This is a genomic window from Flavobacteriales bacterium, assembly GCA_021739695.1.
Taxonomy (GTDB): domain Bacteria; phylum Bacteroidota; class Bacteroidia; order UBA10329; family UBA10329; genus UBA10329.
Genome location: JAIPBM010000002.1, coordinates 150,566 through 175,722 on the forward strand (window position 1 = coordinate 150,566; position 25,157 = coordinate 175,722).

A 25,157-nucleotide genomic window follows, 5' to 3' on the forward strand; every position below is an offset into this window, starting at 1 on the left:
TGGCATGCCTGCCTATTTAGTACATTCGCTGTTTAGCGTTCGCTAACATGATATTTGACGGCCAGACCTTCCAGAACATTAACCGTATCCGCGAAATCATCGCGGTCCTGGTTAAATATGGCTTTGAAGATGTGGTGACCAATTCCACTTTACGAAACTTCGTTTCTGAGAAAGGCCGTATTTCTTGGACACGCCAAGGACAACCCGTTTTTCAGTACACAAGATGGGAGCGTATTCGCATGGTCTGCGAAGAATTAGGTCCAACATTCATCAAGTTGGCGCAGGTTCTCAGTAACCGACCAGACATGCTTCCTGCTCCCCTCATTCTTGAACTTGAGAAGTTGCAGGACAACGTTCCTCCTGTTCCTTTTGAAGAAATAAAAGCCACCATTGAGCGTGAAACAGGCAAGAAGTTAGAAGACGTTTTTCAGGTTTTTAACGAAAAGCCTTTAGCAACTGCTTCCATTGGACAGGTTCATAAGGCACGCTTGCATTCTGGTAAAGAAGTCGTTGTAAAAATCCAACGGCCAGGAGTGAAAGAATTGGTCTACCGTGATCTTGCGATTCTTACAGATGGCGTGAACCGTGCTGATCGATACCTGAAAAAGCAAGGAGTTCTTAACGCGATGGACATGGTCCGTTCGTTTGAGCGAAGTATGCATAAGGAACTCGACTACCGAACCGAGGCCCGCAACTTAGATCGTTTCCGAAATCTTTATAAGAGTTATAAGAACTTCATTATTCCAGCGGCTTTTCGTGAATACAGTACGGAAAAACTGATGGTGATGGAATTCGTTGGTGGATGTAAGATCTCTGATGTTGCCCAAATAAAGGCCTGGGGTTTAGATCCGCGCAAGGTGGCAGAAAATGGAATGGACATCTATCTGACCCAGATATTTGAGTTCGGTATTTTCCATGCCGATCCACACCCGGGGAATGTTTTGGTTCGCAAGGATGGTGTAATCTGCTTGCTCGATTTTGGGATGGTGGGTACGCTTATGCGTAAGGATAAATACGCATTTGCTGGAATTTTTGTGGGAATGGCAGAACATGATCCCGCCAAAATGGCGAGTAATCTGAAGGTTTTGGCCATTGACCATGGAATTACCGACATGCGTCAGTTAGAATATGAATTGAATGAGCTGATTGAGGATTTTGCCTCTTTAAATGTTGACGAGGCAAGCATTGCAGAAACGGTAGAGCGTCTTCAGAAAATAATGTTCGACCACCAGATCCGTGTACCTGGCGATATTTTCTTGATTTTTCGGGCCTTTGCGATTCTTGAAGGAATTGGGAAAACCATTCACCCACATTTCAATACCTACGACTTCATCCGTCCGTACGGACTGAAGTTGATGAAGGAGAAGTATTCTCCTCAGAATATTTGGCATGATGTGAATCAACGCTTCACATCCATTAATGCGTTCCTCACATCTTTCCCAAAAGACGTGCGCGAAATCCTGGATAAAACCAGAAATGGAAAAATCCATTTTGAGGTTGAGCTACAGGGCTACGGCTACCTGCTCAAGAAAATGGACAGCATTGCTAACCGAATGGCCATCACATTCCTGATCATGGCCTTTATTATCGGTTCTGCCATCACAATGACAGTCGACTGGGGTGATCGTATCGGCTACATCTATGGGTTGCCAGAAATAAGCGTTTACGGCCTTTGGTGCGCGGGCATTCTAATGCTTCTCCTCTTCTACTCTATTATTCGTAGGAGGAAGTACAAATAGCATTAATCAAATACTGCGATTGTTACCCCATCGGTTTCTGAAGGCCAACTAGGAACGTGCAGTTCACGTTGATTGAAATTCAAGTCAATTGTTTCTTGCTGGTCTGTCGGGAAGAAAACATCCACCCCGGTTAAGAACGAAGTAAAGCTGAACAGCCCAACCGAGGTTTCGTCTGTTTGCTCATTACCATCATCATAAAGGAAATAAGCGATGGTCGTGTTGCTTTCAGAAGCGAACTCCTGTGTGCTCAGATCATATCCTTCCACTGTCATTTCGTCTCGATTGTAAATAACTGCTTGGCTTGATGTAAACGAAATAACAACAGCTTGATTATCATCTGAAGGGAGGCTAGCAAGAAGAGTCCCGGCTAATGTGTTTGCTGGCGGAAAAGCCCGCAGATAGACTAATGCATCTGATGTTAAAAATGGTTCACGGTAATAGTGGAGTTTTCGATCTGCTGGATTCGCAGAAATGACTTCAAATTCATAATGAACGCTTTCCTTGGCATTGAAACTTCCCCATTTTCCCTCAGAATTTGTTGTGTACGTGTTGATTGGAGTTTCGTTCAATCGTTCTCCTGTTGCTGAGTTCAATTCATAGATATTCACAATTGCCCCTACCAATGCTTCATTCTCTCCGAGAGTTAGCACCTTGCCGGCTACCATTCTTTTTCCATCAGATACAATTGCCGTGGAACTTGGGGCAATTCCTCTAAAAAATTCGAACATCTCTGAAAATGTCTCTTCAGACGTGGCTACTTCATAGTGATCCTTTAAAGCAAGAGACACATTCGTGGCTCCTGGAATATCAGCACCAGACACGATTGCATCATAAGGCGAGTAAATATTTAGGGTTGGAATTTCTGCATTTGGACCCGCTGGTCCTGATTTCGGATTACTAGCCAGATGGACATAATGCGCCACTTTTGCAGCTCGTGCGGCATCTGCAAGATAGTCGTATCCTAATCCTCCTCCTGCACTATGTCCTACAAGTTCAACTTTCGATGCTCCTGTAGAAGACAGCACATTATCAATGAAATCATCCAGCGCATCAACAGATGAGCCTCCTCCCAATGAGTTCCAGTCGAACACATAAGTGCTATTTCCACAGTAATTACTCTGTGCAAATCGCTTCACTTGACTGGCATAGGTATCTCCAGAAGCCAAAAATCCATGACACATGATTATTGGGTAAAAAGATGTGTCGCAAGCTGAGGGCGGATTACCGATAACTTCATCGTCCTTTTTACATGATGACAAGCCAAAGGAAACCGCAAAAACTAATAGAAGAGCTTTTTTCATGGCGCTACAGTTTTAAGAACCACTAATGTAATTCAATATGGTTTGAATTAGGACCCCATCATCACCATAACTACCTGAATCCAGCCGATAAGAAAACCGATTACGGCTCCGATATACTCGATAAACTTAAACTCCTTTTTGAGAAGCATCATTATCAGATTTTCGAGTCGGTCTGCGGGTAGATTGTTCACCTTTTCTTTAATGATGTGCTCCACATTAAACCTCTCTTCAATGTTTGATAAGTAGTGGTCAATCATAGCAGGAACAGATTCCTCTACCTCTTCCATCACCGTATCTTTAAACTTGGTTTTACGCTTATCGCCAACCAGGGCCGCAGTTATAGGATAATTCTTTGGAAACGTGACGTTGAGGTAATAATCAATCTTTACTTCCACCAGCTCCTTTATAGATAAGATATTCTCTGGGTTGTTGAGCTTCTCTTTCAGATCCTCGGAAGACAGTAGTTCTTCTGCCACCATTTTCCCAATTTTCTCAGCAACCTGTTTCTGGTTTTTCGGGAAGATTCCGTGTAACGTATAAATCCCTAGAATATTCACGGGTTTCTGAGGGTGAAAAAGCATTTTCACCGCTATGTAGTTGGTAAACCAACCCACTAGGGCCGCTATAAACGGGAGAGTGTAAATCATTCTGTAGGTATTACGTCCACTTTCAAACGCTCATCACGATTGGCAATTTCCCATGCTGTATGAAATATGAGTCGGGCAATCTTCTCCATTTTCTGAAACATGATCTTATCAACCGTGTCTGTCGTCTGATGGTAATCTTCGTGAACTCCGGTGAAATAAAAAATGACAGGAATCTTGTTTTTGGCAAAATTGTAATGATCGGAGCGATAATAGAATCGATTCGGGTCGTTCTCGTCATTATACGTGTAGTCAAACTCGATTCCAGCGTAGCTTGAGTTTGTTTTTTCGCTCAGCGCATGCAGTTCGGTGCTGAGTTTGTCTGAACCAATGATGTAAACATAATTACTGTCTGGTGCATGGTTTTCATCAATCCGTCCGATCATATCGATGTTCAGATTCGCAACCGTGTTTTCCAATGGAAACACGGGATGATCGGTGTAAAACTCAGAACCAAGCAACCCTTTTTCTTCTCCAGAAACAGTCATGAAAAGCATGCTTCTTTTCGGTCCGTTTCCATCTTTTTTTGCTTGCGAAAATGCCTGCGCCAACTCAATCAACGAGCTGGTTCCCGACCCATCGTCATCAGCTCCGTTATAAATATCATCTCCTTTTTTGCCAAGATGATCATAATGCGATGTAACTATCACTAATTCGTTTGGCTTTTCCGTTCCTTCCAAATAAGCCAACACATTTTCCGAGGTCAATTCTTCCCTGTTCTTCTTTACATCAATCGTTACAGATACATTGAGCTCCTCTTTTAGCGGAATTCCTTTCTTGTTGATTTTATCGTCCAATTTTTGGTGTCCTCCTTTAATTCCAGCACCATTCAAAATGCGGTTCGCCATTTTCGAACTTATATAAATCAACGGAATTCCTTCTGGTGCGACAGAAGCATCTCCTAATTGCAAATCTGGCCGTTTTATATACCTGCCAAACTGCGAAACTGACGAAGTAAAATTGTTGTCAACGATAAGCAGGGCTTTTGCTCCTTTTGATTGCGCCAACTCAATTTTCTTGGTCCAATCAACCGTCCAGTCACTTTTCTCCTTGGTTCCACTAACCCACGAATTGCCTTTTTTGTCTGTTGGCTCACCGCCAGATATCATCACCACACGACCGCTAACCGAAGCACCATTATAATCGCTGTACTTCTTAGCATCTATTCCGTAACCTAAATACATCAGGTTTTCGGTTTTGATGAGCATGTCACCAAATCCAGGAAAATAATACATGTCCTTAAGGAACTTCAGCGTGTCTGTACCAACCACCAATTTAACCGTATCCGGATAGGTCAACTGAAGTTTGAACGGTTGGAAATATCCTCCTATTTCTTTTATCGGCTGAAAACCGAACTCCTGAAATTGGCTTTTAATGTATTCAGCCGCTTTTTTCTGACCTGGTTGTCCCGTTTCGCGTCCTTCAAAATCGTCAGAAGCAATGATTTCCAAACGGGATTTCAGGTCTTTAGCCGTGATGGTTTCTGCGTATTTCATTTGCAGTTCGTCCTGCTGCGCGAAGCCATAAAACCAGCCCGAAACGAATGCGAATGTTAGAACCGTTCTCAGCATGGTATTGCAATTTTTTCTACTCGAGTTGCGTGTCTTCCTCCTTCAAAATCAGTGGTCAGAAATTTATCCACGCAATCAAGAGCGACTTGTTCGGAAATGAATCGTGCTGGTAAAGACAACACGTTTGCATCGTTATGCTGACGCGTAAGCTCTGCCAACTCTGGTGTCCAAGCAATTCCCGCTCGTACATTCGGGTATTTATTGGCCGTCATTGCCACACCATTTCCGCTACCACAAATAATGATTCCCAAAGATATTTCACCCGAATCAATGGCTTTGGCCAATGGATGTATCGCATCTGGATAATCCATTCTATCATCTGTACTTGGACCAAAGTCCTTTACATCATAACCTTTTTGTATCAATACTTGCTTGATTCGCGTCTTCAGTTCAAATCCAGCGTGGTCGCAAGAAATAGCAATGTGTTTCATCCGTTTATTGTTGTTAGTAACCGTTTAGGTGATTTCTTCAATTTTTAATCTTTTTCTGAATGACAGCAGGCGTTTCAGCCGCTTTTCCAAACTTCCTACTTATTCACGGTCATTCTCTGTAAAACTAATTTGGTTGTCAACATCTTCTCAAATAAAAGTTTGTCTTATCCGTTCTTAAATCGCAGTTGGGCAAAACATTGGATAATCCAAATAAAATGATCGGGCAAATTTCAACGATCGTGATCCTTTGTAGTACATCTAATTCACACATCAATTACCAACGATCAGCGTTATCCACAAACCGTGCATAACTGTCTAATCACCTCATTTTATGGAACCTTAACTCAATTATTGTTGTTCATTTCGTGTTATCTAAAGCTGATAAGTCCATCTGCCAAACCAAGAGACAATTTGTTTTACACGGATCAACAATCATATATTATTACCATAAATCTTAAATCAATCTTTTTAAATAGTTCTTTAGGTTGTTCATCAAATTTCTATGAAGATTTAATGGAACTATCTTTATCGCCCTGAATGAAATTTCAAGTTAGCCTTTTCCTTCTTCTCTTTTTCAGCGCTGGTCTTTCGGTTGGACAGGAACTCGAATATGTTTCATACAAATTCGATAATGGTCAAGTTTCTAGCGAAGGCTATATGTTGGATGGAAAACCTGAGGCTTATTGGAAAACGTTCTACGATGATGGAACGCTAAAATCTGAAGGTAATAGAACAAACCATCAGTTGGATAGTATTTGGAAGTTCTATGCTCCTACTTCTATCATTTCCCAAAGTATCACCTATCAAAACGGTAAGAAGAATGGACTTCGCAAGACCTTTTACGAAGATGGCACAATTCAAAAAGAAGAAGCGTTTTTGAATGATGTTCTGATAGGAACAATCAGAAAATTCTACCCATCAGGAAATTTACAGGAAACAATTCCCTTAGATACACTTGGAAAAGGAATTGAGCATGGTTTAGGTTACGAATTTGCTGAAGATGACGGACGTATAACAGCTGTCACTGAGTATAGAAATGGGTATGTGTCCAGTAGAGAGCGAATCAACAGGAAAGATAAGTTCAATCAGAAGCAAGGTTTATGGAAGGAGTTCTACGATAACAGAACGGTTAAAGTGGAAGGCCGGTACAGGAATGACAAGAAAAATGGCTATTTCAAAACCTATGATGAGCAAGGAAATTTATCAGAAACATTAAAGTATGAAGATGGAATTCTGATTCCAGATCCAAAAGAACTTGCCAAGCTAGACATCAAACGAGAGTATTATCCAAATGCTCAGGTTAAATCGGTTGGTAGTTACAGTAAAGGAGTAAAAGAAGGTGTGCACAGAGAATATAAGGAAACGGGAGAGGTTGCAGCAGCTAAGATTTACAGCAAAGGAAAAGTGGTAGGAGAAGGAATAGTTGATGCAGAAGGCAGGCGTCAAGGTCCTTGGAAAGAATTCTATGATACAGGTGAATTAAGGAGTCAGGGCAAGTATAAAGATGGTTTGCGTGATGGTGATTGGGTATTCTTCTATCGAGAAGGAAATGAAGAACAGCGCGGAACGTATCATAAAGGAAAGCCGGATGGGAATTGGAAGTGGACCTATGAAAATGGTCAGACTTGGCGCGAAGAAATTTTCTATGATGGTTTGGAAGAAGGATTAGCTATTGAATATAATGACACGGGAAAAGTTGTATCAAAAGGCAATTATCTCTCAGGGGAAAAAGAAGGAGAGTGGTTTCAAGATCTGGGCGATGACCGAGAAGAGGGAACTTATGTGGCCGGACAACGTAATGGCATGTGGAAACATTATTATCCTTCCGGAAAGCTGAAATTTGAGGGAAAGTTTGAGCAGGGGATGGAGAATGGAAAACACACTTATTATTACGAAAAGGGTCAGATACAGGAGATAGGAAGCTACAAATTCGGATTGAAAGAAGGAGACTGGTTTGCGTACAATGAGGAAGGAATTCAGACGCAAGTGGTAAATTTCAAGCAAGGAGAAGTAGTGAAAGTGGATGGCGAAAAAGTAGTGCAAGCAGAGAAGGAAGATGAGCCCTAATATCAGATTTGACCATAACTCAACGAGGTATCAAAATCTCATTGAGAATTTGCCTGTTGGGGTTATCATAATCAACGATGGAGAGGTCGATTATGCCAATCCTCATGCATTAAAAATGCTAGGAATTAGCGAGAAGCAGGCTGTAGGAATGAAGCCGGTTCAATTCCTGCATCCCTCCTACAATAACCAGTTCGATCTGCTATTGAACAGTATTGGAATTGGTAAATCGCCTGGATTTATTGAACTTAAGATTCAGCGTTTGGATACGGGAACCATTCTTGATGTTGAAACAAGTGGTGGGCTATTAGATGATGGTTCGGTGCAAATGTTGTTGCATGATATATCCACTAGAAAGCAGTTAGCAAGAGAACAATTGCGTGCACAGATTGCCGAGGAAACGAATCTTCAGCTTCAAAGAGAAATCATTGAACGAAGCAAGGCCGAAAAAGATTTGCGACATGCGCAGCAATACGCAAGAAGCATCATTGATAGTTCGCTAGATATGATTGTTGCCACTGATATCGATTATCGAATTAACGAGTTCAACACGGCAGCTGAAAGCACTTTTGGTTACACGCGTGAAGAAGCGATTGGTAAGCCGTTATCAATGCTCTTCTCTGATGAAAAAGAAATGAATAAAGTGGTTGAACGGATCACTGTGGAAGGTTCTTTGGCCAATGAAATCATAAATAGAAAGAAAGACGGTTCTTTTTTCATTTCCTTCCTCTCCGCTTCTGTGCTCAAGAATGATAAAGGAGAAATTGTTGGGGCGATGGGCGTGTCTCGTGATATCACTGCTATTAAAAAGGCAGAGGAAGAGTTAAGATTAAGTGAGGAGCGACATAGAGCGATTTATGATCAGGCATATATTGGAATTGCTAGGATTGCTAAGATGGGTCGTTTTCTTCTCGCTAACGAGCGGCTGTGTGATATGCTTGGTTATTCAGCAGAGGAGCTATACAGGAAGACTTTCTATGAGTTAGGTGTTCAAGAAGAGGTTGAAGAAGGCTTGGTTGATTGGGATCAATTGCTAAGTGGAAGAATTAAGAATTTCTCTCGTGAGCAGACATATGTTAGGAAAGATGGCGAACTGCTAAGTGCTAATGTGACTGTTTCTCTGGTAAGAGATTCTAATGACAGTCCAAATTATTTTGTGGCTGTTTTTGAGGATATTACTGAACGTAAAGAGTACGAAAGACAGCTTGAAGAGTCTATTAAGGAAAAGGAAGTTCTGCTCAAGGAAGTTCATCATCGCGTTAAGAATAACATGCAGGTTATTTCTAGCATTTTGAATTTGCAGTCTTCTTACATTGATGATGAAACAGCGTTAAGTATTCTCAGAGAAAGTCAAGACAGGATAAAATCCATGTCTTTTGTTCACGAGAGTTTGTACCAGAGCAAGACCTTGTCTGAGGTTAATTTCTCTGAGTACATACAGAATATTGCACGAAACCTGTTTCATTCTTATGGAAGACCGGAAGGCGGATTATCGCTTGATTTTGATTTGGAAGAACTCTATCTGAATCTCGATACGTCTATTCCATGTGGACTGATAATTAACGAAGTTGTGTCTAATTCCTTGAAGTATGCATTCAAAGGTCGCGAAACAGGTTCGATCAGGATCGAGTTTTCGAAACTTTCCGATGGTAAATTGAAACTTATTATCAGTGATGATGGTATAGGATTACCAAGTGATTTTGATATTGACAATGCTGATTCTTTGGGTTTACAGTTGGTTACAACACTTATTACACAAATAAGTGGAGTATTGCAAATTGACACTATCAATGGAACTCAGTTTAATATTGTGTTCAAAGAACAATAGTTATGGCTAAAACAAGCGTATTAGTAGTTGAAGATGAAAGTATAGTTGCGAAGGATATCCAGAATAGCCTAAAGAAATTGGGTTATTCTGTTCCTAGCATAGAAAATACAGGCGAAGATGCCATTGATGCAGCTGGTCAGCATAGACCTGATTTAATTCTTATGGACATTATGTTGAAAGGAGAAATCAGCGGTATTGAAGCTGCTGAGCAGATTAAAAATCGTTTCCAAATTCCTGTGATTTTTCTCACTGCGTATGCTGATGAGAGTACATTGAGTAAAGCGAAGGTAACAGAACCTTATGGGTATATAATTAAGCCTTTTAAGGAAATTGATTTGCATACATCCATTGAGATGGCTCTCTATAAGCACGGAAAAGAGCAGGAGGTGAAAAAAGAGCGAGATCTATATTCATCGATTGTGCTGGACAAATCGTCTGATGACTGCATTTTCGTTAAGTCTAACAGTCGACTGGTGAAAGTGAAGACGAAGGAGATTTATTTCGTAGAGGCGTTAAAAGATTACGTAATAATACACGCTAAGGATGCGAAGTACACTGTTCACTCTACTATGAAGGATATGTTGTCAAAACTATCTGTGAGCGAATTCTTAAGGGTTCATCGATCATTTATTGTAAGGGTTGATAAGATCATCGCCATAGAACAAAGTAATTTGGTGATGGAGGACGAAAAGAAGATTATACCTGTAGGGGGATCTTATCGGGATGAACTCAACAGTCGGTTAAAGTTCGTGTAATTGTTTGATAATTAGCACGTTAAGACACATAAATAAACAGTGTTAATTGGAGGCTGTTAAGGGCGTTTCGTTTTATAAGTGGCGACTAGGTTGGTTTATCACCAAAAAGCCCGTGTTTCTACTCTAATTGCTCTTTTCGAAGATATAAGTGACACTGGAACAGCGCGAAGTCTTGTTCAGCGCATATAGGTTGGAAATCGTTCCTACGTAAATTGCTCGTATCCAACGGATGACAGTTGTGGTTCCGTTTTTTTCACTAGCGTTTTTTTCGCTTAGCAAGCTTACGTAGTACGAATCGAACCACATTGGTTTGATTGTTTTCAATCGAAAACCTAAACGTGCCATTAATGTCTCTATGGTAGTTATGTCAAAGTGGTAAAGATGCCTTGGTACATCGTAAGCTGCCCAATTCTTTTTGTAGAATCTTGCGTCAAAAGAAGTGTGGTTGGGAACTGCAATTATCAATAGACCATCATCATCGAGTATTCGATGGAAATGTCCGATTGTCTCTTGTAATTTATGAACGTGTTCGAGAACATGCCAAAGAGTTATCACGGATTTGGATTGCTTGGTAATGTCGTCCAAGCTTGTAGCAATACGAATTCGTGAGTCTTTTTCTATTATTAGTGTTCTTGCTTTGGAATCAGGCTCAAAGGCTTCAACGCTCCATCCGTGACTCGCCAGTTCAACTGAGAAATCACCACTTCCTGCACCATAGTCAAGGACGGTTCGCTGCTTCGTATGCTTCTGAAGTAGCAATCTTTTTTGCTTCAAAGTGAAGCTCTTCACAATTCGGTATAACCTAAATAGTAGTCCTGTTTTCGTATCCGTGTGGGAAACATACTCAGGATTATCGTAGTAGGCGCCTATAGAATCTTCTGTGGGTCTCGGGTTGGTAAATAGGAGTTGGCACGACTCGCAAGCAACTATCTCAAAGGGATATTTAGAGTAAGTGTAATCTATGGATGTGATGGCGTGTTCGTAGCCGGATGTTCCGCAGGATGGGCACGCATTCAACGTTTCTAAAGAATGTTCCACGTGAAACTATTTACCTAAATGAACTAATAAAACTGATATATCTGATGGAGAGACACCACTTATTCTGGCTGCTTGGCCTATAGAAGAGGGTCTGATTTTATTCAATTTCTGCCTTGCTTCTGCTGACAAAGATTGTAGGGAATTGTAATCGAAATCAGGAAGCAAAACTATTCCTTCAAAGCGAACAAGCTTATTTGCTGATTCTTGTTCTTTATCGATGTAACCGTTGTATTTGGCTCTAATTTCCACCTGTTCCAATATCTCCACATCAGTGCTAACTGAGCTAATGGAATTTGCTACGGACGGTATGCTATCAAGCATAGATGTTAAGGTCACTTCAGGCCTTGAGATTAGGCTGTATGCCTTAAGTTTCTGATTAACATTGGCGCTATTCCGTGACGTCAGGTAAGTGTTTGCTTCCTCGGTGTCTAAGCTGATTTTACCTAGCAGTTTCTCAACATCTGAAACGTATTGATTTTTCAATTCAACTTGTCTCAAACGATCATCCGAAGCGAGTCCAAGAGAATGACCCAATGGAGTAAGTCTGGCATCTGCATTATCTTGTCTTAGAAGTATGCGATGCTCCGCTCTTGAAGTAAACATTCGGTATGGTTCTTCAGTGCCTTTCGTTATTAGGTCGTCTATGAGAACACCGATATAAGCCTCTGATCTGCCAAGGATAAATGATTCTTTGTCTGAAGTGTTTTGGTGCGCGTTAATTCCTGCCATTAAGCCTTGGCAAGCTGCTTCCTCGTAGCCTGTTGTTCCATTTATCTGACCAGCTAGAAATAGGTTTTTTACAAGTTTAGTTTCTAGGGTATGGGTTAGTTGAGTGGGGGGGAAATAGTCGTATTCGATCGCATATCCTGGGCGGAACATTTTTGCGTTTGCCATTCCGGGTATCTGCCGAAGAGCTTTGTACTGGATCTCTTCTGGAAGCGATGTTGAAAAGCCATTTAGGTAGACTTCTACAGTATCCCATCCTTCTGGCTCAACAAATAGCTGATGTCTGTCTTTGTCTGAGAAACGTTCAATCTTATCTTCGATAGACGGACAGTAACGAGGTCCTATTCCTTGGATTCTTCCTGTAAACATAGGAGAACGATCAAAGCCTTCTCGTAGAATGTCATGGACCGCTTCGTTGGTGTATACGAGATGGCAGCTTCGCTGCTTCTTGAGCGCTGTTGTATTGGTGAATGAAAACTTCCTAGGAGTTACATCTCCGGGCTGTTCTTCCATTAATGAGTAATCAATGCTTCTTCCGTCAATTCTAGGTGGTGTACCTGTCTTCATTCTCCCGCTTTCAAACCCAAGGGATTCAAGGCATTCAGTTAGCCCAACAGAGGCCTTCTCAGCGCTTCTGCCGCCACCAATATGTTTTTCTCCAATATGGATCAATCCATTAAGGAATGTTCCGTTGGTGAGAACCACTGCGGAGCAATGGAATTCATGTCCCATACTAGTTCGCACTCCGCAAACAGTTTCATTCTGAACGATAAGTTCGGTTACGTTGTCTTGCCAAAAGTCGAGTTTCTCGGTCTGTTCGAGCATCATTCGCCATTCGTATGCAAATTTGAACCTATCGTTCTGTGTACGTGGACTCCACATAGCGGGTCCTTTAGAACGATTCAGCATTCTGAATTGAATTGCCGACTTGTCTGATACGATTCCAGAGTATCCGCCCAGTGCATCAATTTCCCGAACGATTTGGCCTTTTGCTACACCGCCCATTGCTGGATTACATGACATTTGGGCGATGGTGTTCATGTTCATCGTAATGAGCAAAGTGCTAGACCCAAGGTTAGCTGCTGCTGCTGCTGCCTCGCAACCAGCATGTCCGCCACCCACTACTATTACGTCATAATGCTTATGCATGTCTTCGACTTTGTTTCACGTGGAACAACCATAAGTTGTTGATAACCAAAGGATTGTAAAAGCTAAAAGGACCGCAAAGATAGATAAAAATCCTCTTTGGTTGTCATTAACTGTTTTGCAGGTTTGGTCTTGTCCTTGTATCCGAGTAAATGGAGCACTGAATGGACCATTATTCGGTGAAGCTCATTTTCAAAAGTAAAACCAAGTGTTTCTGCATTTTCTCGAACTCGGTCTATGCTAATAAAAACATCACCTGACACAGCGGATTCAATGGTGTAATCGAATGTGATCACGTCCGTGTAATAATCGTGATTGAGATGTTTTCTATTGATGTCGAGCAAATAATTGTCAGAACAAAAGATGAATGATAATTCCATCAACTTCTGACCTTCAGAATGACATACGTCTGAAAGCCAATCGACAATTTTTTGTTCGTTGGAAATAGAGAAAACGGTTTGCTCCGAATGGAACGAAACATCAGCCATTTAGCCGACTTTGAAAATCATTTCAACCCTAGTTCCGTTTTCTGAGAATTCTACTTCGTCAGCCAAATGCTTCATTAAGAATACTCCCCGGCCGCTGATTTTTTCAAGATTCTCCGGGTCTGTTGGGTCAGGAAGTGCTTCATGGTCAAACCCTTCACCTTCGTCCTTTATACTGAAGGACAGACGATCGCCACGTTCTATGAAATCTAAATGGACCTTTTTTTCAGGATTCTGACGGTTACCATGGTTTATGGCGTTGTTTACCGCTTCAGTCACGGCAATCAAGATGTTCCCGTAGTAATCTTCGTCTACCGAGAATTTCTTGCAAACGTCATCTACCAGTTTTTCAGCGATGACAATATTGTCGGCCTTAGAGTCAAAATTCAGGCTTTGTTTTTCCATTAGTGCAGTTATTCCACCTGCTTCTTAAAGTACTCATCAACCTTTTCTCGGTAAAACGGATTAAGGTTCGGTGGCACGGTTCTCAGCAGCTCGGTCTCATTATTTTTCTGCCTTATATACTCGAAAAAAATCTCAGGGTTACCATAATCTTCATTTTTTGCCTCCTTCGATTCTCTCCGCTGTTCTTGCTCTCTTTCGCGTTCGGCCGATTCTGCTTCCAATAGCCGAGTTAGAATTTCCTGTTGCCGGTTAAGCGTCTCTTGTGTTATCATTTTATTGACGAGGTCCGTCTCTGTCTGTTCCATCAATTCTTGAAGCTTCTTCATCTCGCCAGAACCACCTTTTCCTCCTTCGCCTTTTTTCAACTGAGATTCATATTCCCGCGCCATGTTGCGTAGCGCCTCTTGTTGTGCAGCCATTTGTGCCATTTGCTTACTCATTCCCTTGCTTCCTGGAGTCATGCCTGGTTTTTCTCCTGGCTTTTTACCTCCAGGTTGCATTCCTTTTTTCATGTCTTCCAACTGCTTATTCATTTGTTCCTGAAGTTTGCGCATAGCACCGGCTGAAGGTTTACTGCCCTTTCCACCGGGCTTGTTGCAAGAGCCAGAACCAGATGCTTGCGCTGCTGCTGCTTGCATTTGCTGTACCGTTTCGCTTAGAAGCAAGGCTAAATTATTTAATGATGTAAGTGCAAACTGTTGACGAGACAAAGCTTCGGGTGTCTTGCGGTCTGCCATTTTTTCGATAGACTTTTTCATGTTTCCATTCACCGAACGGATCTCTCGATTCACAATGGTTTCTATCTGCGGAACGCGTTTGCTTAATGCATAAAGAGAGTCTTCTATTAGTTTGCTATCATCTTTTAGTTTGAGCTGCTCACGCGCCAGATCCGTGTATTTAGGATCGTTCTGATTGGTGGTTTTGAGATTACCAATAAGCTGTTCTTGATCAAAGGAAAGTGTCAGGAGGTTTTCCACGATTTGACGCAATGCCTCTAAGTCTTCTTCTTGTCCTTGGGACTGCATCTGCATCATCATGTTACCCATTTTCTGGGCCATGTTTTTCATTTGTTCAGATGCTTTTTTCTGCGATTCAGACGCCTTTTTATTCTGGTTCTGGTCGAGTTGCTCCTTGCTTTCTTTTTGATTTTCAGACACGGACTCTTCTTCGTTCTTGAAGTCTTCCATATCGTTTGGTTTTTCCAGCTCCTCGTTCTTCTTTTCTAGGTCTGTGAGGTCGTCTTTTATCTTTTCGAATTCTTCGTTCAGTTTTTCCTGCTTCTCACTCAACTCTTCGTTTTCTGCCGTTTTTTCCTTCGTTTCTTCGGATAATTGTTCTTGGTCTTTTGCTAGTTCTTCCAAGCGCTCCATCGTCTGTTCAAGTTTTTGTTCAAACTCCAATTGTTTGAATAGCTCCAAGCTTCGGTCCAGTTCTTTCTCTAGATCTTCATTCGTTAACTCAATATCTTCAAGGAGCTCCTGAGCCTTTTCTTTGGTCATTTCATCCATCAGGCGCTCCATTTCATCAAAGAGCTTCTTCATGTCATCTGACATTACTTCCTCGAACAGCTTCTCCAATTGTTCTTGCTTCTCAACAAGCTTTGGGTCAAACTCCATCATTTCGTTCATTTTGGAGTTCTTCTGTTCAGATTTCTGCTGAATGTCCTCCATTTTCTTCTGAAGGGATTTCTGCATCTGCAGCATCTCTTTCATTTTTTCCTTGTCTTCCCAATCAAGGTTTTTCTTGTTTACGAGGTCTTTTTGTAGGTCAGCCAAGTTCTTTTTCATTTCCTCGGCCATTTTTAGACTTTCGGATATTTCTTGCTTCAGTTTCTCACTTTTTAGGTCGTTTTCTGCGGCCAACTCATTCATGGTGGCCACTCGGTAGGTGCTTTTTTCCGAACGACTGGATTTGCTTCCATTCACACCATCGTTATCCCAAACTTCGAAATAGTACTCCACTGCATCGCCTGGTTCTAAACCTATCTGCGTTAGATCCCAGAAATGGAAGAATGTTTCTGATTTCTGATTTTTGGAAACGCTCAATAGTTGTTCTGATTCATCGGCTTGTGAACCAGTTTCATTCAGTCGTTTGTATTTGAAAACCAGCGATGAGAATCCATAATCGTCTTTCACCTGTCCGTTGAAGTAAAGACGTTTTGGGTTCAGCGAATCTTCTACACCGGTCACGGAAATTGAAGGGTAAAGATCTGGAACAACCGTGACCGTGTATCGCAACGAATCACCAGATTCCATGTATTCGTTGGAACCAACAATCGTGTAGGCCGCACTTTTTTTGAATTGCTCCGAAAAAGTGAAGTTGTTGTCCGAGACACGATTAAGTTTGCGCGGTTCATTATCCAAAACCATGCTCAACCCAATCGTTTTGGCTGTTTCGAAATTCCAGTTTATCCGCGTTCCTTCTGGGACCAATAAGTCTCCGCTGTTCTGACGGTTTTCGTTCGTACGACCAGTGTATTTAGGAAATTCCAAAGCAACATCAAACCCAACCACCGAAGGTTTTGGCAGCACTTTCAAAAGGTGTTCTGCTGAATTAAAACCGTTTCCGCTTAAACGGAAATCAACATCTTCTCGAGGTTGATGAAAAACGAAAGAAAATTTAGCTGCGCTTAGCTTGTTCATTAGCGCTCGTTTTCCATCCACTTCAACGTAAAGATCGTTCGGCACTTCTTTGCCATCTAAGGAAACCACGAGTTCAAAATCCTGTAGCTCAATGGTAGAAAGCTCTTCATTCTGAATATTGAAAAGGAATGGCGCGAGGTTTTCGAACGCTGTTCGATGATTGACGATTCTCCTTGTTCCCTCAGTCAATAACGAAGGAAAAACAACCAAAATCAACATCAACAGAATAACTGGAGGAAGAGCATAACGCAGGAATTGTTTGTTTTCCTTCAGGTCTATTGCTGTTGTAAATGGAATTGGCTTCAATTCCCCAATTCGCTGGTCGATGCTTGCAAGAAGCAGCTCAGAATTGGATGATTCAGCAGCACGTTGCAATTGCAAGGTGTTCAGTAATCGGTCTTCAATAGTTGAAAAATGTGCGCCAACGATTGTTGCCGCTTCATCGTAAGAAATTCCCGGGCGAATGTGCCAAAGGCGAATAATTGGCTCCGCTACCCAACGAGCGATGGCTAAACCAGAAACACCTAGAAGGGTATAGAAGAAAATGGTTCGACCAGTTACCCCGAAATGCCCAAAATATTCTAGAGAAACGAAGGCTAAGAAGAAAGCTAAAAGCAAGCCTGTTGTAAGCAGCGTTCCGCGAATAAGCTTATTCAGATAGTATTTCCGAATAAACTCATCTAACTTATGGAGTAATAGTTGACCGTCCCTGCTCATCGTTGTCTCAACGCCTGCATAATTTCTTTGTTGCTGCGACCACCAAAAATACGGCTATTCTGCGCGCTTCAATGTTCGCGTCTAAGTATAAACACGAAATAAGGCTACCTTTGCGCGCCCAAAATCAACCTTGATGGAAAGCCGAAAAGTAAGAGTACGATTTGCCCCTAGCCCAACCGGGCCACTGCACATGGGTGGCGTAAGAACTGCACTTTACAATTATTTGTTCGCCAAGAAAATGGGCGGAGATTTTATTCTGCGAATTGAAGACACCGACCAAACACGATACGTTCCTGGTGCCGAAGAATATATCATGGAAGCGCTGGAATGGTGCGGAATGAAGCTGGATGAGGGACCACGAAGTGGAGGCCAATATGGTCCATACAAGCAATCGGAGCGGAAAGCCAGCTATCTGGAGTTCGCTGAGCAATTGATTGAAAGCGGTCATGCATATTATGCGTTCGATACTCCAGAAGAGCTAACCGAAATGCGGGAACGCTTGACTAAAGCGAAGGTTGCAGCGCCACAATACAATGCGGTCACTCGTGAAACAATGAAGAATTCACTCACGCTTTCTGAAGATGATGTGAAAAGACGCATTGATGAAGGAGAAGCGTACGTAATCCGTATAAAGATTCCACGAAAGGAAGAGGTTCGATTTCATGACGTAATCCGTGGATGGGTTGTGGTTCATTCATCGCAAATGGACGACAAGGTTCTATTCAAGTCGGATGGTATGCCAACATATCATTTGGCAAATGTGGTTGACGACTACAAGATGAAGGTCACACATGTGATCAGAGGAGAAGAGTGGTTGCCATCAGCTCCGCTGCATGTGCTCTTGTACCGTTATTTAGGATGGGAAGAGGTGATGCCTGTTTTCGCACACCTCCCGCTTATTTTAAAACCTGACGGAAACGGCAAACTAAGTAAGCGAGATGGAGATAGACTTGGGTTTCCCGTGTTTCCGCTGAACTGGAAAGATCCAGAAACGGGAGAAGAGTCTCATGGCTATCGAGAAAGAGGCTATTTTCCAGAGGCCTTCGTAAACATGCTTGCTATGCTAGGATGGAACCCAGGAACCAATCAGGAGATTTTCTCTTTGGATCAACTTGTTGAGGCGTTCTCTTTAGAGCGAGTTGGAAAATCAGGTTCAAAGTTTGATCCAGAAAAGGCAAAATGGTACAATCAGCAATATCTCAGAACGTATGACGATTCTGAATTGGCCGATATTTTCACTGTAACGCTTAATCAGAAGGGAATTAACGTTGATAAAGATTATGTCACCGCGGTCTGTTCGTTGATTAAGGAGAAAACACAGTTTACTGGAGAGTTTTGGGACATCGGAAGTTATTTTTTCCAGAAGCCAACGCATTACGATGAGGGTGTGATAAAGAAGCGTTGGAGTGATCAAGCTGCAATATTTTTCTTGGCGGTTGCTGATGCTTTATCCGAATTAGCCGAGTGGAAATCGGAAGAGATTGAATTGACGTTTAAATCAACCGCTGAAAAGTTGGAGATAAATCCAGGGCAGGTAATGCAATTGTTCCGGGTTTTATTGAGCGGTCAGGCTGGTGGCCCAGTGATTTTTGAAATGACTGAGCTGATTGGCCGTATAGAAGTGGTAGCTAGATTACGAGATGGGGTCGAAAAATTGAAATGATGCAAGAGTTGTACATCGAAGATATCAGGCTCCATGCATATCATGGTTGTCTGGAAGAGGAAGGAAGAATAGGAGGGAAGTACCGCATTGACATCAAAGCCGTTGCTGATTTTTCTGCTTGTGCAGATTCGGATGACCTGAACAAAACCGTAGATTATGTGGTCATTTACAATCTAGTGGAGGAAGAGATGGCGGTACGATCAAAACTCATTGAAACGGTTGCTAAACGAATTGCGCTTAAATTGAGAGAACAATACACGTGGGTTTCAGAATGGGAAGTTAGTTTGACCAAATTCAATCCTCCTGTTGGTGGAAGCCTTGGTCAGAGTCGTATTGTCTGGAAGCTAAATTGAATTTGTTTGAGTTAAGTTTGGATTATTACTTTTGCAGCATGGTCGAGTGGCCGAGCGGTTAGGCAGAGGTCTGCAAAACCTTGTACAGCGGTTCAAATCCGCTCTCGACCTCAAGAAACCCCACTAATTTCAGTGGGGTTTCTTATTTTTGATAGGCGCTAAAGAACTTTACAGGAAAGACATAGATGAAACACACAGCTTTTTTAATCTTAATTATCCTCTGGTCGATTAGGGGTTTCTCCCAAATACCACCGTATGGTGACTACGCAGTTCAAGTGGATGTCGTTGGAAATGGTTTTGCAAATACAGCCTTGATTTATTTTGAGGATGATGGGTGGAATCCGCCAGCAACGACTCCAACTTATGGTTGGGATGGGTGTTGTGATGCACAGATGCTATTAGGAAACGTTAATCAGCCTCATATTTACACCGAAGTCGTATCACCTCCCTTACCCCCTGGAAACCCACCAGCAAATTCAAGACTATCAATTAATGGATTGCCACATCTTTTTGAGCCAGTTGATGTACCATTGGGCTTTCTACCAGGCACATTGGCACAGTATGACTTCAAATTCACCCTTCTTAGCACGCTACCCTTGGGCGTTGTAGTTGAATTGGAAGACGTTACCCAGAATGTTACTCAAGACCTTCTAGGCGACTCAATTTATAGCACATGGGGGGCGGTATCAGATGACCCGGCCAGATTTATTATTCATTTCTATCCGTCAAATGTAACTTCCAATGAGCAAAACCCTAATCGAACGGAACGTGAAGTAGAAATGTTTATTAGACACGACAATATTATTTTTAGGGGATTGAATGAATTAGGGGTGGTTGATTTTATGATGTTTGACACACAAGGAAGGGTTGTTTGGTCTGAGAAAGTTTTTGACAGAAAAAACATGATGTCCCTAAATAGAACTACCTTTTCTGATGGCGTCTACGTTTTGCGGTTCAGACTGACGGGTGGATCAATTATTACACGAAAGATCCATTTATAAAAAAAAACTAAATTTGTTGTACAATTAAACTCATGAAAAAGCTTATCTCTTTCATTTTTTTGCTTTTTGGTACGGCCGATTTTTCAGTTGCTCAAGGGCCACCGCTTCCTCCGCCTCCACCGCATGCACACACGTCTTTAGATTTGGTTGTGTCGGTGCTTGTTTTGGCAAGTATTGTGTATGGCTCGTATAGGCTGCGTTCTTCAAAGCCGCATAAAGCAGCCTAGTTTACAGGACTTTATTAATCTCTTCCGAGGCAGCTAGTATAAACCTTGGTTTCCTAGAATTCTATCAACTAACATTTCTAGTTGATCTTTTATGGTATCGAACTTCACATCTCTGATTGATTCGTATTCAAGTTCGCCGTTGGTGTTTTTGTGGATTCTGAAATAGAATGAAAATGAACCAATAGGTTCGGTCGACTCAAATTTACTTCGGCCAAATTTCAAGGTGTAAAAATCATACGTTTCTGGAGAGGCCTCAGAGACAATGTAAAGTTGGTCAGAGAACCATCGTAGGCGCTCTACGCCATAATCGTTCTCTATGTCTTTAATGAGGTAATGGTTTTTCTGAAACGAGACCCATTTAACGTCTTTACTTTGGTCGAACAACGAATGATAGCCAATTTGAAATGTCGAATCTGTTTCTGCTACCCCGTACCATAGAATGATGTTCAACGGTGTGGTTCCAACAAACACAAGTTTTGGTTTTTGGGATTCAGAGAGCAGGTCATTTTCAAAGACCTCCGCTACGATAAGTTTGTTTACTAGGCCGGCTATTAGATACGTTGAGCTAAGTGCCACTCCGAAATAGTTGACCTTTCTGCGCCAACCGCTAGTGCGTTTAATAAACAATAGCGCAATCACACTAAGCAGGAATGGAACTGTATAGAAGAGATCAACTACGAATACTGATGCTATACTTACCCTGTGATCGGAAAATGGAAGAAATAGCTGAGTCCCATAAGTAGTGAGGCAATCAAGTAGCGGATGTGTGAAAATTGACCAGAAGAAAAGCCATGTCCAACCCTTATAATCTGCCTCAGGTTGTTTGCGGTAGAGCCAATTGACCAACCACCCCAGTATTGGCGCCATTACAATGGCAAAAAGGATAGAGTGTGAAATACCTCTGTGCAAGACGATCTCATCAATTGCCCCACCTCCAATGAGTTTGATATACAGCACATCAAGATCTGGAATGGTACCCGCCACGGCACCCCACAGTAAAGCCTTGTTCCCTACTTTTTTACCGAGAACAGCTTCTCCAACAGCAGCTCCGAGTACAATTTGAGTTAAACTATCCACGTAGCAAATCTAGTAACCGAACAAATGGAATTCGTTAAGAATTTCAGATTGCCGCAACATGGCTATATTTGAATCATGTCGGTCGAAGTAAATGATAGAACCAAAGCTCAACGTCTTCACCAAGAGGTAAAGCAGTGGCAGTCTGAGCTTAATTCACATGTTATTGACCTCATGTTTTTTCAGCGCATGCTGGACATATATGCCTTGAAGGATGTTGGAACAATTTCGGAGTCTGCTGATATCGGACATCTCAAACAAACCCTAAGCTCATTTTTGCAGTTTCGGGTAGAGCGACAAAAACAGCAATTAAGAGAACATGAAGAATATCTCCTGAAAATTGCTGAAGACCGCGTGTTGCTTAAGGATCGGGAATTTCCATTCAAACATCAGGACGTGGAGAAGGAGATGCGTGACTTTAGGACAGGTTATCAGGCGCTTCAGGCCAGTTTGTATGAAAAAATTGAGCAACTCAAAAACTACTGATGTTCTGCGGTAATCATGCTGATTACTCTTTTTGAGTTTTCTTGAGCTAGAACTGAGCGAAAACGAATGGGTAAAACGCTTGATTGAAATGTCTTTGTCATTTCGAAGGAGCCGCAATCGAAGAAGAAAAAATCGGCCTATTTTATAATTTCTGCCTGAAACATTTGGTAAGGCACAGCATTCATTTCGCCTTGCGTGTTGATCTGTAAGATTCCTTTGAATGTGACCATCTGATCGGTGCTGAAGCGAGGGAATTTACCGTTAGGAAAAAGCTCGACAACTGTTTCTGGCCCTGCGTTACCGCAGAAAAAGCAATTGGCAAACGGATTGGCAGAAACCATGTACATGCCCAATTCCACATCAACTGGAATCACGTAGCCCTTCACTTTGATTTCCTTCCCGTTCAAGGCCATTAGTTCCTTGGAAAACTCTGGTGGTTTCACATTTACTTCAAACCCGAATGTTTCAGAATATTGTCGATGGAATTTCACTTGGGCAAACGTGTTCCAGCCGACTAGGGTTTGTCCTGAAACGGAGAGAGAACCAACTATGAGAAAAAACGAAAGAAGAAACCTCACTTGGGCGTAGCGTTTTGAAGAATGTAATTGCAGTGTTCCAGATCATCCCAATTCAGCTTCAATCTTCCTCGGAACGTCAGAATCTCATCTGTTTTATAAGCGCCCTTATTTCCTTCGATAAATTGAAGCTCCATCACACTTTCCGGCCCTGCATTTCCACAGAAAAAGCATGAGGCGAATGGATTGGCTGAGAGAACATAGTAGCCCGATTCAACATCAACTGGAATAATGTAGCCTTCGAGTTCAACGAGCGCGCCATCCAGCGCCAACACCTCTTTACTGAAATCGGGATAATAGACCGTTTCGTCATATTCCTCGAAGTATTTTTCGCCCCATACAACCTTTGCCAGTAACGACCATTCAATCTTTTTGTGCTGCGCCCTTCCTTCGGAGAAAAGAGAAAAAGAGAAAAAGAGAAAAAAGACCAGCCTACTCATTGCGCAAAATGCTTGAAATATCTGAACGATAAGCACGAATGGCCGGAATAATGGCCGCAATCAATCCAACACCCAGCGTGAATGGCAACAACCACAGTTCAACAGTTGAGACACCGCTTTGCATCACACTAAAGTGAAATTGTTCTTCGCCAAAAGATGAAAGCATCATAATTCCAACACGCCCTAAGATGATGCCAAAAGCGTATCCGACCAAGCACAGCAGCAAACTTTCCTGCACGACCAGACCGAATAATTTAGAAGGTGAAGCACCGAGCGAACGCATAAGCGCCAATTCGTATTTCCGCTCTTTAAGCGAATTGAGCAACGAAATGAAAACGCTTAGCGCGGCAATTAACATCATCAGCATTCCAATGGCTTGCAATGTGCTGAAACCAATTCCCATCAACTCATATAGACGATTGATTTCGATGGCAGGGAGCCCAGCCTGCATTGAGGTTTTTTCGTTCACCATGCGTGGTATTTGCATGATTCCCATCGGACTTTTAAACTTGACCAATAGAGCGGTTATCTCGCCTTTTTCTTCATCCAAGTGGTGTTCGTGCTCGTCTTTATGAGCATGCTCTTCGTGTGCCGGCTCATCATGATTGTGGATATCCCAAACACTTTCTGTGGATGTAAGAATGAGCCGGTCGACCACCGTTCCTGTTGGATTTAGAATTCCAACCACGTTATAATGCGATTCTTCGTGCGCGTGGCCTTCTTCGTCAAATCCATGGTTTCCATGAAAATGAGAACCTATTTTGAGACCAAGTTTTTCGGCAGCAGCGCTTCCCAAAACCACATCCATACTGTGGTTCCAAATTGTTCCATCAGAAAAAGTTGCCTCATAGTGACGGAGGTAAAGCGAGTCGGTTCCTACAATCCGAATGCCCTTGTAACTATCGCCATACGAAAGCGGGATGCTGTATTTGATAAGTGGATGTCGCTTCAGTTTATTTGCCTCAGCAAGCGGAATATTTCCGGTTGGGTTATCAATTTGATAAACGGCCGAAAGAATGAGTTGCAGCGGACTTCCTTTTGCGCCCACAACCATGTCAATACCGCGAATGTCACGCGTAAATCGATCATTCAGTTGTTCGCTTACGGTAACGATGAATGAAACCATTCCCACACCGATGGAAAGCAGCATAATGCTAAGCGCAGTGGTGAGGAAATGTTCCTTCAGATTGGCGTATGCGAGCTGCAGCGTCTTCATATTTCCACCGAATTCAGAAAGCGGTTTTTCAATCGTTGATCGTGTGTGACGATGACGAGCGCTGCGCCATGACCAGTGACGGTTTTCTGTAGCAGGTCTGCTACTAACTCGCAGTTTTCATCATCCAAAGCGGAGGTCGGTTCATCTGCCAGAACAACTTTTGGTTGCGTGATCAAAGCCCGCGCAATTCCCGCACGTTGACGTTCCCCGATACTCAACTCATTTGGTCGATTTTTGGCTTTATCGGCAATACCGAGTTCAGAAAGAAGCTCATTGGCAAAAGCCTCGTCATTGGGAAGTCCAGCAAGCGAGCGCGCCAATTGCAAGTTTTGCATCACGCTGATGGAGCGGATAAACTGCGCCTGTTGGAAAACCATTCCGATGTTTTTCCCTCGGAAAGCATCACGCGCTTTTCCTTTCAGTTTGGTGATGGACTGTCCATCGATGGTCACAGAACCTGAATTCGGCTCCATCAATCCGGCCAACAGATGCAAAAGCGTTGTTTTTCCTTTTCCTGAGCGACCTAGAACCAAAAGAACCTCAGTAGGTTCAACTGAAAGGTCAGAGAACGAGAAGCTCGGTCCGTTCGCGTAGCTAAAAGAAAGGTCTTTTGTTTGCAGCATTTCTTAA

At 42.4% G+C, this 25,157-nt stretch carries 23 protein-coding genes and 1 tRNA gene; 10 read left to right on the forward strand and 14 right to left on the reverse strand.

All coding sequences use genetic code 11. The features are described 5' to 3' along the window. Window positions 1-47 precede the first annotated feature (47 nt). Window positions 48-1,739: an AarF/ABC1/UbiB kinase family protein gene (locus K9J17_01900; protein MCF8275460.1), complete on the forward strand. Its 1,692-nt coding sequence runs from the start codon at window positions 48-50 to the stop codon at window positions 1,737-1,739. Window positions 1,740-1,741: 2 nt separating this feature from the next. On the opposite strand, the gene K9J17_01905 is transcribed toward K9J17_01900, so the two are convergent. The 4 genes from K9J17_01905 to rpiB are packed head-to-tail and all read right to left on the reverse strand — an operon-like array spanning window position 1,742 to window position 5,686. After that, entirely contained in the window at window positions 1,742-3,040 is a 1,299-nt protein-coding gene (locus K9J17_01905) for an alpha/beta fold hydrolase (GenBank protein ID MCF8275461.1), read from the reverse strand. A 47-nt stretch (window positions 3,041-3,087) separates the two neighbouring features. After that, a complete protein-coding gene (locus K9J17_01910; protein ID MCF8275462.1) occupies window positions 3,088-3,687 on the reverse strand; it encodes a DUF445 family protein in 600 nt (199 codons plus the stop codon). Continuing rightward, on the reverse strand, window positions 3,684-5,255 hold the full coding sequence (locus K9J17_01915) for a M28 family peptidase (protein ID MCF8275463.1): 1,572 nt from the start codon (window positions 5,253-5,255) through the stop codon (window positions 3,684-3,686). The genes K9J17_01910 and K9J17_01915 overlap by 4 nt, the downstream gene beginning before the upstream one ends. Then, window positions 5,249-5,686 carry a ribose 5-phosphate isomerase B gene (gene rpiB / locus K9J17_01920; protein ID MCF8275464.1) on the reverse strand — a complete coding sequence of 146 codons (438 nt, stop codon included), beginning with the start codon at window positions 5,684-5,686 and terminating at the stop codon, window positions 5,249-5,251. The genes K9J17_01915 and rpiB overlap by 7 nt, the downstream gene beginning before the upstream one ends. Window positions 5,687-6,223: 537 nt before the next feature. Between rpiB and K9J17_01925 the strand changes: the two genes are divergently transcribed. From K9J17_01925 to K9J17_01935, 3 genes are read left to right on the forward strand one after another with little or no spacing between them, the layout of a single operon-like run. Then, window positions 6,224-7,753, forward strand: coding sequence for a hypothetical protein (locus K9J17_01925; protein MCF8275465.1), 1,530 nt, complete (start codon window positions 6,224-6,226; stop codon window positions 7,751-7,753). Then, complete coding sequence (locus K9J17_01930; GenBank protein MCF8275466.1) at window positions 7,743-9,578, forward strand: PAS domain S-box protein; 1,836 nt, start codon at window positions 7,743-7,745, stop codon at window positions 9,576-9,578. The genes K9J17_01925 and K9J17_01930 overlap by 11 nt, the downstream gene beginning before the upstream one ends. Before the next feature lie 2 nt (window positions 9,579-9,580). Continuing rightward, a complete protein-coding gene (locus K9J17_01935) occupies window positions 9,581-10,333 on the forward strand; it encodes a response regulator (protein MCF8275467.1) in 753 nt (250 codons plus the stop codon). A 123-nt stretch (window positions 10,334-10,456) separates the two neighbouring features. Here K9J17_01935 and K9J17_01940 read toward each other — a convergent pair whose 3' ends face one another. The 5 genes from K9J17_01940 to K9J17_01960 form a co-directional block, all read right to left on the reverse strand. Beyond that, window positions 10,457-11,371, reverse strand: a complete 915-nt coding sequence (locus tag K9J17_01940) for a class I SAM-dependent methyltransferase (GenBank protein MCF8275468.1) — start codon at window positions 11,369-11,371, stop codon at window positions 10,457-10,459. A gap of 6 nt (window positions 11,372-11,377) precedes the next feature. Further along, window positions 11,378-13,246, reverse strand: a complete 1,869-nt coding sequence (gene mnmG / locus K9J17_01945; GenBank protein MCF8275469.1) for a tRNA uridine-5-carboxymethylaminomethyl(34) synthesis enzyme MnmG — start codon at window positions 13,244-13,246, stop codon at window positions 11,378-11,380. Window positions 13,247-13,308: 62 nt separating this feature from the next. After that, the gene (gene ybeY / locus K9J17_01950; protein MCF8275470.1) at window positions 13,309-13,731 is read right to left on the reverse strand and encodes an rRNA maturation RNase YbeY; all 423 of its coding nucleotides are present in this window, start codon (window positions 13,729-13,731) and stop codon (window positions 13,309-13,311) included. Further along, window positions 13,732-14,133 (reverse strand): ATP-binding protein, encoded by a 402-nt coding sequence (locus tag K9J17_01955; protein MCF8275471.1) that lies wholly within the window; start codon window positions 14,131-14,133, stop codon window positions 13,732-13,734. An 8-nt stretch (window positions 14,134-14,141) separates the two neighbouring features. Continuing rightward, a complete protein-coding gene (locus K9J17_01960) occupies window positions 14,142-17,492 on the reverse strand; it encodes a hypothetical protein (protein ID MCF8275472.1) in 3,351 nt (1,116 codons plus the stop codon). A 133-nt stretch (window positions 17,493-17,625) separates the two neighbouring features. Between K9J17_01960 and gltX the strand changes: the two genes are divergently transcribed. From gltX to K9J17_01985, 5 genes are all read left to right on the forward strand, one after another. After that, window positions 17,626-19,155: a glutamate--tRNA ligase gene (gene gltX / locus K9J17_01965; GenBank protein ID MCF8275473.1), complete on the forward strand. Its 1,530-nt coding sequence runs from the start codon at window positions 17,626-17,628 to the stop codon at window positions 19,153-19,155. Continuing rightward, window positions 19,152-19,508: a dihydroneopterin aldolase gene (folB, locus tag K9J17_01970; protein ID MCF8275474.1), complete on the forward strand. Its 357-nt coding sequence runs from the start codon at window positions 19,152-19,154 to the stop codon at window positions 19,506-19,508. Before gltX ends, folB begins: the two co-directional genes overlap by 4 nt. 40 nt (window positions 19,509-19,548) lie before the next feature. Beyond that, a tRNA-Cys gene (locus K9J17_01975) sits at window positions 19,549-19,619 on the forward strand. A 74-nt stretch (window positions 19,620-19,693) separates the two neighbouring features. Beyond that, window positions 19,694-20,509, forward strand: coding sequence for a T9SS type A sorting domain-containing protein (locus tag K9J17_01980; GenBank protein MCF8275475.1), 816 nt, complete (start codon window positions 19,694-19,696; stop codon window positions 20,507-20,509). Window positions 20,510-20,541: 32 nt separating this feature from the next. Further along, window positions 20,542-20,736, forward strand: a complete 195-nt coding sequence (locus tag K9J17_01985; GenBank protein MCF8275476.1) for a hypothetical protein — start codon at window positions 20,542-20,544, stop codon at window positions 20,734-20,736. A gap of 33 nt (window positions 20,737-20,769) precedes the next feature. Here the strand turns inward: K9J17_01985 and K9J17_01990 are convergent, their stop codons facing one another. After that, on the reverse strand, window positions 20,770-21,813 hold the full coding sequence (locus K9J17_01990) for a metal-dependent hydrolase (protein MCF8275477.1): 1,044 nt from the start codon (window positions 21,811-21,813) through the stop codon (window positions 20,770-20,772). Window positions 21,814-21,888: 75 nt separating this feature from the next. Here K9J17_01990 and K9J17_01995 point away from each other — a divergent pair, with 75 nt between their 5' ends. Continuing rightward, window positions 21,889-22,296 carry a hypothetical protein gene (locus tag K9J17_01995; protein ID MCF8275478.1) on the forward strand — a complete coding sequence of 136 codons (408 nt, stop codon included), beginning with the start codon at window positions 21,889-21,891 and terminating at the stop codon, window positions 22,294-22,296. Window positions 22,297-22,433: 137 nt separating this feature from the next. Here the strand turns inward: K9J17_01995 and K9J17_02000 are convergent, their stop codons facing one another. From K9J17_02000 to K9J17_02015, 4 genes are read right to left on the reverse strand one after another with little or no spacing between them, the layout of a single operon-like run. Next, window positions 22,434-22,874, reverse strand: a complete 441-nt coding sequence (locus K9J17_02000; GenBank protein MCF8275479.1) for a DUF3299 domain-containing protein — start codon at window positions 22,872-22,874, stop codon at window positions 22,434-22,436. Further along, window positions 22,871-23,311: a DUF3299 domain-containing protein gene (locus K9J17_02005; protein ID MCF8275480.1), complete on the reverse strand. Its 441-nt coding sequence runs from the start codon at window positions 23,309-23,311 to the stop codon at window positions 22,871-22,873. The genes K9J17_02000 and K9J17_02005 overlap by 4 nt, the downstream gene beginning before the upstream one ends. Beyond that, window positions 23,304-24,527, reverse strand: coding sequence for an FtsX-like permease family protein (locus tag K9J17_02010; protein MCF8275481.1), 1,224 nt, complete (start codon window positions 24,525-24,527; stop codon window positions 23,304-23,306). Before K9J17_02010 ends, K9J17_02005 begins: the two co-directional genes overlap by 8 nt. Continuing rightward, a complete protein-coding gene (locus tag K9J17_02015) occupies window positions 24,524-25,150 on the reverse strand; it encodes an ATP-binding cassette domain-containing protein (protein MCF8275482.1) in 627 nt (208 codons plus the stop codon). Before K9J17_02015 ends, K9J17_02010 begins: the two co-directional genes overlap by 4 nt. Between the last annotated feature and the right edge of the window lie 7 nt (window positions 25,151-25,157).